Origin of the sequence: Xenophilus sp. (genome assembly GCF_044462705.1) — a bacterium.
GTDB classification, from domain to species: Bacteria; Pseudomonadota; Gammaproteobacteria; order Burkholderiales; family Burkholderiaceae_C; genus Xenophilus; species Xenophilus azovorans.
Map to the genome: position 1 here is coordinate 21,887 of NZ_JBIQNC010000040.1, position 7,109 is coordinate 28,995.

Here is a 7,109-nt window from a genome sequence, read left to right on the forward strand (position 1 = left end):
AGAGGATTCCCATGACGACCCCCATGATCTACCTCGACGGCCGCGGCGTGCCGCGCGACGAGGTGCTGCGCAACGCCCAGCAGGCCGCGGCCGGCCTGGAGCAGATCGGCGTGCAGGAGGGCGATTGCATCGCCTTGCTGCTGCGCAACGACTTCGCCTTCTTCGAGGTGCAGCAGGCCGCCAATGCGGTCGGCGCCTACGGCGTGCCGATCAACTGGCACGGCCAGGTCGACGAGGTGCTCTACATCCTGGAGGACGCGAAGCCGAAGGTGCTGGTCGCCCATGCCGACCTGCTGGCGCCGGTCCGCGGCCGCATCCCGCCAGGCATCCAGGTGTTCGTGGTGCCCACGCCGCCGGAGGTCGTCGCACGCTACGGCGTGCCCGCATCGCTCGCCGCGCCGGCGCCGGGCGACGTCGAGTGGGGCGGCTGGCTGAGCCGCTTCGAGCCGCTGGCCGGGCCGCCGCGGCGCAACCGCGCCACCATGATCTACACCTCGGGCACCACCGGCCATCCCAAGGGCGTGAAGCGCGAGCCCGCCACGCCCGAGCAGACGCAGGCCTACGTGGAGATGTTCGCCAGCGTCTACGGCCTGAAGCCGGGCGTGCGGGCGCTGGTGAGCGGACCGCTCTACCACGCCTCGCCCAACGCCTACGGCCGCCAGGCGCTGCTGACGGCGGACGTGCTGGTGCTGCAGTCGAAGTTCGACCCCGAGGAGACGCTGGAGCTCATCGCCCGGCACCGCATCGAGAACGCCGTGATGGTGCCCACCATGTTCGTGCGCATGCTCAAGCTGCCGCGCGAGGTGCGCGACCGCTACGACGTGCGTTCGCTGCGCTGGGTCACGCACACTGGCGCGCCGTGCCCGCGCGAGGTCAAGCAGGAACTGATGGCCTGGTGGGGCCCGGTGGTCTACGAGACCTACGGCGGCACCGAGGTCGGCACCGCCACGCTGGCCACGCCGCAGGACTGGCTGGAGCACCCCGGCTGCGTCGGCCGGCCGACGCCGGGCACGCAGGTGGCCTTCTACGACGAGGCCGGCCGGCGCCTGCCCGAGGGCGAGATCGGCGAGATCTACGCCCGCGTGCCGGCGTATGCCGACTTCACCTACCTGAACCACGAGGAGAAGCGCCGCTCGGTCGAGCGCGACGGGCTGGTGAGCCTGGGCGACATCGGCTACATGAAGGACGGCCGGCTGTACCTGTGCGACCGGCGCTCGGACATGGTGATCTTCGGCGGCACCAACATCTACCCGGCCGAGATCGAGATGGTGCTCACGCAGTGCCCGGGCGTGAAGGACTGCGCCGTGTTCGGCATTCCCGACGAAGACTTCGGCGAGTCGCTGGCCGCCGCCGTCGAGCCGATGCCCGGCGCCGAGCTGAGCGTCGAGCAGATCCGCGAATACCTGATGTCGCGGCTGGCGAAGTACAAGGTGCCCCGGCGCATCGACTTCTACGCCGCGCTGCCGCGCGAGGACAGCGGCAAGATCTTCAAGCGCCGCCTGCGCGAGCCGTTCTGGCAGAACGCCGGGCGCAGGATCTAGGAGGACCGTCATGGGCAAGTGGCTCACCGATCCGCGGCACCTGCGCTTCGCGGTCGACGCGGGCGTCGCCCGCATCACGCTGGACCGGCCCGAGCGGCGCAACGCGCTGTCGTGGCCGCTGCTGCAGGAACTGCGCGCGGCGCTGCTGGAGGCCGACGACCTGCGCAGCGTCGCCGTCATCGTGGTCGAGGGCGCCGGCCCCGACTTCTGCGCCGGCTACGACATGAAGTCGGCCTACGCGCAGTACGCCGCCGAGGAAGGCGCCGCGCTCGACTACCGCAGCGGCAACGCCAGCTTCGACGACGACACGTGGAAGCTCGAACGCTTCCAGGAGCTGCTGCGCACCGCCTTCGTGGTGCACAAGCCCGTCATCGCCAAGGTGCACGGCCACTGCGTGGCCGGCGGCACCGACCTGGCGCTGTACTGCGACCTGGTGATCGCCGCCGACGACGCGCGCATCGGCTTCCCGGCCACGCGCGCGATGGGCTCGCCGCCCAACCACATGTGGATCTACCACGTCGGCCCGCAGTGGGCCAAGCGCCTGCTGCTGACGGGCGACGTGGTCAGCGGCGCCGACGCCGCGCGCATCGGCCTGGCCGTGGCCAGCGCCCCGCCCGAGCGGCTGGAGGACGAGGTGATGGGCCTGGCCCGCCGCATGGCCACGGTCGATGCCGAACTGCTGGCCGCGCACAAGCGCATCGTGAACCTGGCGCTGGAACTGGCCGGCGCCGGCACGCTGGCGCGCCTGGCCGCCGAGACCGACGCGCGCGCGCACCTGTCGCGCGCCAAGAAGGCCTTCGACGAAGACGTCGCCGCGCACGGCTTCAAGGCCGCCGTGCGCCGGCGCGACGAGCCTTTCGGCGAGGGCGTGGCCCGCCCGAGCTGGTAGGCCCCGTTCCCACCGACACAAGGACAAGGAGACAGCCATGCCCCCCACCATCGCGCGCATGCCGCGCCGCACCCTTCTGGCCGCTGCCGTGGCCGCCCTCGGCCTGTGCGCCGGCCCCGGCGCGCTCGCCCAGGGAAGCGCCTTCCCCGACAAGCCGGTGCGGATCGTCATCCCCACCGCGCCCGGCGGCAACCTCGACGTGCTCGCACGGGTGGTGGCGGCCAAGCTCAACGAGCTGTGGGGCCAGGCGGTCATCGTGGAATCGAAGCCGGGCGCCAACACCATCCTGGCCACCTCTCACGTCGCCAAGTCGCCGGCCGACGGCTACACGGCGCTGTTCACCATCAGCGGCTTCGTGCAGAACCTCGTGCTGCAGCCCAACCCGCAGTACAGGATGAACGACCTGGCGCCGGTGTCGATCGTGGCGAGCTTCCCGATCACGCTGGCGGCCAACGCCCAGCTGCCGGCCGACGACCTGGCGGGCGTCGTCAGGCTCGCCAAGGCAGCGCCCGAGAAATACAGCTTCGGCAGCTACGGCGTGGGCTCCGGCGGCCACCTGATCGGCGAGGGGCTGAACCGCGCCGCGGGCATCCGCATCAAGCACGTGGCCTACAAGGGCGAAGCCGCCTCCTTCCCCGACCTGGCCAGCGGCAACATCGCGCTGGCCTACGGCTCGGCCGGCTTCTACGCCAACCAGGTCGGCAGCGGCAAGGTCAAGATCATCGCGGTGGCCTCGGCCAACCGGCTCGCCACCTTTCCCACCGTGCCCACCTTCGCCGAGGCCGGCTACCCCGACATCAACCTGCCCGGCTGGGGCGCCATGTTCCTGCCGGCCGGCACGCCGGCGGCCGTCGTCGACAAGTACGTGGCCGCCGTCCGGCAGATCGTCCGGATGCCCGACGTCAAGGAGAAGATCCTGCAGCTCGGCTACGAGCCCGTGGGCAACACCAACACCGAATTCGCGCAGTTCCTGCAGGAAGACCTGCAGCGCTGGACCAAGATCGTGCGCGAGAACGACATCCGCCTCGAATGAGCCGGGCCATGCAGGACAACCGCGTCACGCGCCTGCTGGGCTGCCGCCATCCGATCGTGCAGGGCGGCATGCAGTGGGTCGGCCGCGCGAAGCTGGCGGCGGCCGTGTCCAACGCCGGCGCGCTGGGCATGCTGGGCGCGCTCACGCAGCCCACGCCCGAGGCGCTGGCCGAGGAGATCGCGCACTGCCGCACGCTCACCGACCGACCCTTCGGCGTGAACGTGACCATGCTGCCCACGGTCAACCCGCCGCCCTACGACCGCATCTTCGAGGTGATCGTGCGCGCCGGCATCCCGGTGGTGGAGACCGCCGGCAACGTGCCGGCCGAGCGCTTCGCGCAGCTGCGCGAGGCGGGCATCGTGGTCGTGCACAAGTGCACCTCGGTGCGCCATGCGCTGGCCGCCGAGAAGCGCGGCGTGGACATCGTCAGCATCGACGGCTTCGAGTGCGCCGGCCATCCGGGCGAGGACGACGTGCCCGGCCTGGTGCTGATCCCGGCCGCGGTCTCGGCGCTGTCGGTGCCGGTGATCGCCTCCGGCGGCATCGCCGACGGCCGCGGCATGGCCGCCGCGCTGGCGCTGGGCGCCGAGGGCGTGAACATGGGCACGCGCTTCGTCGCCACGCAGGAGGCCCAGGTGCACGAGCACATCAAGCAGGCGCTGCTGGCCGCGCGCGAGACCGACACGCGGCTGATCATGCGCACGCTGCGCAACAGCTCGCGCGTGCTGCTCAACCCGGTGTCCGAGGAAGTGCTGCGCCTCGAAGGGCGCGCGGGCGGCGCCACCTTCGACGAGCTGCGCCCGCTGGTCAACGGCCAGCGCGGGCGCGCCGCGCTGGAAGCGGGCGACACCACCGGCGGCGTGATCTGGGCCGGCATGGTGGCGGGCCTGATCGACGACATCCCGACCTGCGCCGAGCTGGTCGAGCGCATGGTCGCGCAGTGCCGCGAACGGCTGGCCGCGGCGGCCGCGCTGGCGGCGGCCTGAGCGGCGCATGGACACGCAGCCCACCCCCGCATCGCTGGCGCGCGCGCTGGCGGGCGTGCTCGGCGCGGGCGAGGTGCAGTCGCTCGCGCGCCTGACCGGCGGCGCCACCAAGGCCACCTGGTCCTTCGACTGGGTCGGCGCGCAGGGCCGCGAGCCGCTGATCCTGCAGCAGACGCCGCCGCGCGCGGCCGACCTGGCGCCCGGCGCGCAGCGCCCGCCCAAGCTCGACGCCGCGCAGGACGCCGCCGTGATGGACGCCGCGCGCGCCGCCGGCGTGCCGGCGCCGCGCGTGCGCCACGTGCTCGCGCCGGACGACGGCCTGGGCTGCGGCTACGTCACCGACCGCGTCGCCGGCGAGACGCTGGGCCGGCGCATCGTGTCCGACGCCGCCTTCGACGCCGTGCGCCCCGCGCTGGCGGCGCAGGCCGGCGAGATCCTGGCGGCGATCCACCGCATGCCCGTGGGCGGCCTGCCCTTCCTGCAGCGCCTGCGCGCGGCCGACGAGCTGGCCATCTACGCGGCGCTGCTGCGCGGCCACGAGCGCACGCACCCGGCACTGGCTTGGGCGATCCGCTGGATCGGCGAGCGCCTGCCGCGCGAGGAGCGCGCCGGCGTCGTCCACGCCGACTTCCGCACCGGCAACCTGATCGTCGACCCGGCGCAGGGCATCCGCTGCGTGCTCGACTGGGAGATCGCCCGCATCGGCGACCCGATGCACGACCTGGGCGTGCTGTGCATGCGCAGCTGGCGCTTCGGCGGCGCCGGCGAGGCCGGCGGCTTCGGCAGCCGCGAGGCGCTGTACGCCGCCTACGAGCGCGCCGGCGGCGGCCGCGTCGATCCGGCGCGAGTGCGCTTCTGGGAGGCGATGTCCAACCTCAAGTGGGCCATCGCCTGCGTGCGCCGCGGCCTGGCGGGCACCGGCGGCGAGGGCAACGTCGAACTGGCGGCCATCGGGCGCCGGCTCGAGGAGCCGCTGTGGGACTTCATGACGCTCGCCACCGCCAAGGAGTGAAACGCCCGTGCCTGCCTTCCTCCCCCCTGCCGAGGCGCTGCTCGCCTCCTGCGCCGCCGACCTGGAGCGCGACGTGCTGCCCGCGCTGGAAGGCTACGCGCGCTTTCGCACGCGCGTGGTGATCAACGTGCTGCGCCTGCTGGGGCGCGAACTGCGCCTCGCGCCGGGCGCCGACGCCGCCGAGGCGCAGCGGCTGCGCGCCCTGCTCGGCGACACGGGCGAGGGCGCGGACCTGCCGGCGATGCGCGCCGCCCTCGCCGCACGCATCGCCGACGGCGGCGCGGCGCCGGACGACCCGGCGCTCGTCGACCACCTGCGCCGCAGCCTGCACGAGGCGCTGGCGATCGACCACCCCGGCTGGACCGGCCCGGCGGACTGAAATGAAACACCCCCCAAGCGGCTTCGCCGCTCCCCCCTCTCTCGCCTTCGGCGGGAGGGGGGCGCACCCGGCGGCCTGGCCAAGCCAGTTCCGCGGGTGCCCTTGCATGGTCTGCTCCGCGGCCTTCGGAGCGGAAAAGGGCGTTCTGTTTCGTAGGCGGCGGGTGGCGCGCAGCGCAATGGATAGCTGAATGGACTGCACCACGCTCGGCACCACCGGGGTGCAGGTCAGCCGCCTGTGCCTGGGCACGATGATGTTCGGCGCCCAGGGCAACACCGACGCGGCCGAGTGCACGCGCATCATCCACGCGGCGCTGGACGCGGGCATCAACTTCGTCGACACCGCCGACGTCTACGGCAACCGCGGCGGCACCGAAGAGATCGTCGGCCGGGCGCTGGCCGGCGCGCGGCGCCAGCAGGTGGTGCTGGCGACCAAGGGCCACTTCCCGATGGGGCCGCAGCCCCACCAGCGCGGCAACTCGCGGCGCTGGATCCGCCAGGCCGTGGAGGGCAGCCTGCGCCGCCTGCGCACCGACTGGATCGACCTGTACCAGTTGCACCGCCCCGACCCGTCCTGCGACATCGACGAGACGCTGGGCGTGCTCTCCGACCTCGTGCGCGAGGGCAAGATCCACATGATCGGCACCTCCGGCTTCTCGCCCGCCGACGTGGTGGAGGCCCAGTGGGTCGCCCGCGAGCGCGTGCGCGAGCGCTTCGTCAGCGAGCAGCCCCAGTACTCGATCCTGGTGCGCGCGATCGAGGCCGAGCTGCTGCCCGCGGCCGAGCGCCACCGGCTCGGCGTGCTGGTCTGGAGCCCATTGGCCGGCGGCTGGCTGGCCGGCAAGTACCGCGCCGGCGAGCCGGCCGCCGAGAGCTGGCGCACGCGCTTCAACCCGGGCCGCTTCGACACCGCCTCGGACGAAGGCCGGCGCAAGGCCGCGGCGGTGGAGGCGCTGGCCGCCCTGGCGGCGCAGGCCGGCATGCCGCTGGTGCACCTGGCGCTGCGCTTCGTGCTGTCGCACCGCGCCGTGCACGCGGCCATCGTCGGGCCGCGCACGATGGAGCAGCTCCGGCAGCAGCTCGGTGCCGGCAGCGGGCGCCTGGACGACGCGCTGCTCGATGCGATCGACGCGGTCGTGCCGCCCGGCACCACGCTCAACCCGGCCGACCTCGGCGTGCCGCCGCCCGCGCTGGCCGATGCGCGGCTGCGGCGGCGCACGGGCTGACCGCGCCTTGCCACGACAACGACAACGACAACGACAACGACAAC

At 73.4% G+C, this 7,109-nt stretch carries 7 protein-coding genes; all 7 read left to right on the forward strand.

The features are described from left to right. Nucleotides 1-11 precede the first annotated feature (11 nt). The 7 genes from ACIY1X_RS09010 (at nucleotide 12) to ACIY1X_RS09040 (ending at nucleotide 7,065) form a co-directional block, all read left to right on the forward strand. Nucleotides 12-1,541 carry an acyl-CoA synthetase gene (locus ACIY1X_RS09010; RefSeq protein WP_399679894.1) on the forward strand — a complete coding sequence of 510 codons (1,530 nt, stop codon included), beginning with the start codon at nucleotides 12-14 and terminating at the stop codon, nucleotides 1,539-1,541. Nucleotides 1,542-1,551: 10 nt separating this feature from the next. Then, nucleotides 1,552-2,430 carry a crotonase/enoyl-CoA hydratase family protein gene (locus tag ACIY1X_RS09015; RefSeq protein ID WP_399679896.1) on the forward strand — a complete coding sequence of 293 codons (879 nt, stop codon included), beginning with the start codon at nucleotides 1,552-1,554 and terminating at the stop codon, nucleotides 2,428-2,430. Nucleotides 2,431-2,467: 37 nt separating this feature from the next. After that, a complete protein-coding gene (locus ACIY1X_RS09020; RefSeq protein ID WP_399679898.1) occupies nucleotides 2,468-3,463 on the forward strand; it encodes a Bug family tripartite tricarboxylate transporter substrate binding protein in 996 nt (331 codons plus the stop codon). Between the two features lie 8 nt (nucleotides 3,464-3,471). After that, nucleotides 3,472-4,449, forward strand: coding sequence for an NAD(P)H-dependent flavin oxidoreductase (locus ACIY1X_RS09025; protein WP_399679899.1), 978 nt, complete (start codon nucleotides 3,472-3,474; stop codon nucleotides 4,447-4,449). A 7-nt stretch (nucleotides 4,450-4,456) separates the two neighbouring features. Beyond that, on the forward strand, nucleotides 4,457-5,461 hold the full coding sequence (locus ACIY1X_RS09030) for a phosphotransferase family protein (RefSeq protein ID WP_399679901.1): 1,005 nt from the start codon (nucleotides 4,457-4,459) through the stop codon (nucleotides 5,459-5,461). 7 nt (nucleotides 5,462-5,468) lie between these two features. Then, nucleotides 5,469-5,840, forward strand: a complete 372-nt coding sequence (locus ACIY1X_RS09035) for a DUF6285 domain-containing protein (protein WP_399679903.1) — start codon at nucleotides 5,469-5,471, stop codon at nucleotides 5,838-5,840. Between the two features lie 190 nt (nucleotides 5,841-6,030). After that, nucleotides 6,031-7,065 (forward strand): aldo/keto reductase, encoded by a 1,035-nt coding sequence (locus ACIY1X_RS09040; RefSeq protein ID WP_399679905.1) that lies wholly within the window; start codon nucleotides 6,031-6,033, stop codon nucleotides 7,063-7,065. Nucleotides 7,066-7,109: the final 44 nt, after the last annotated feature.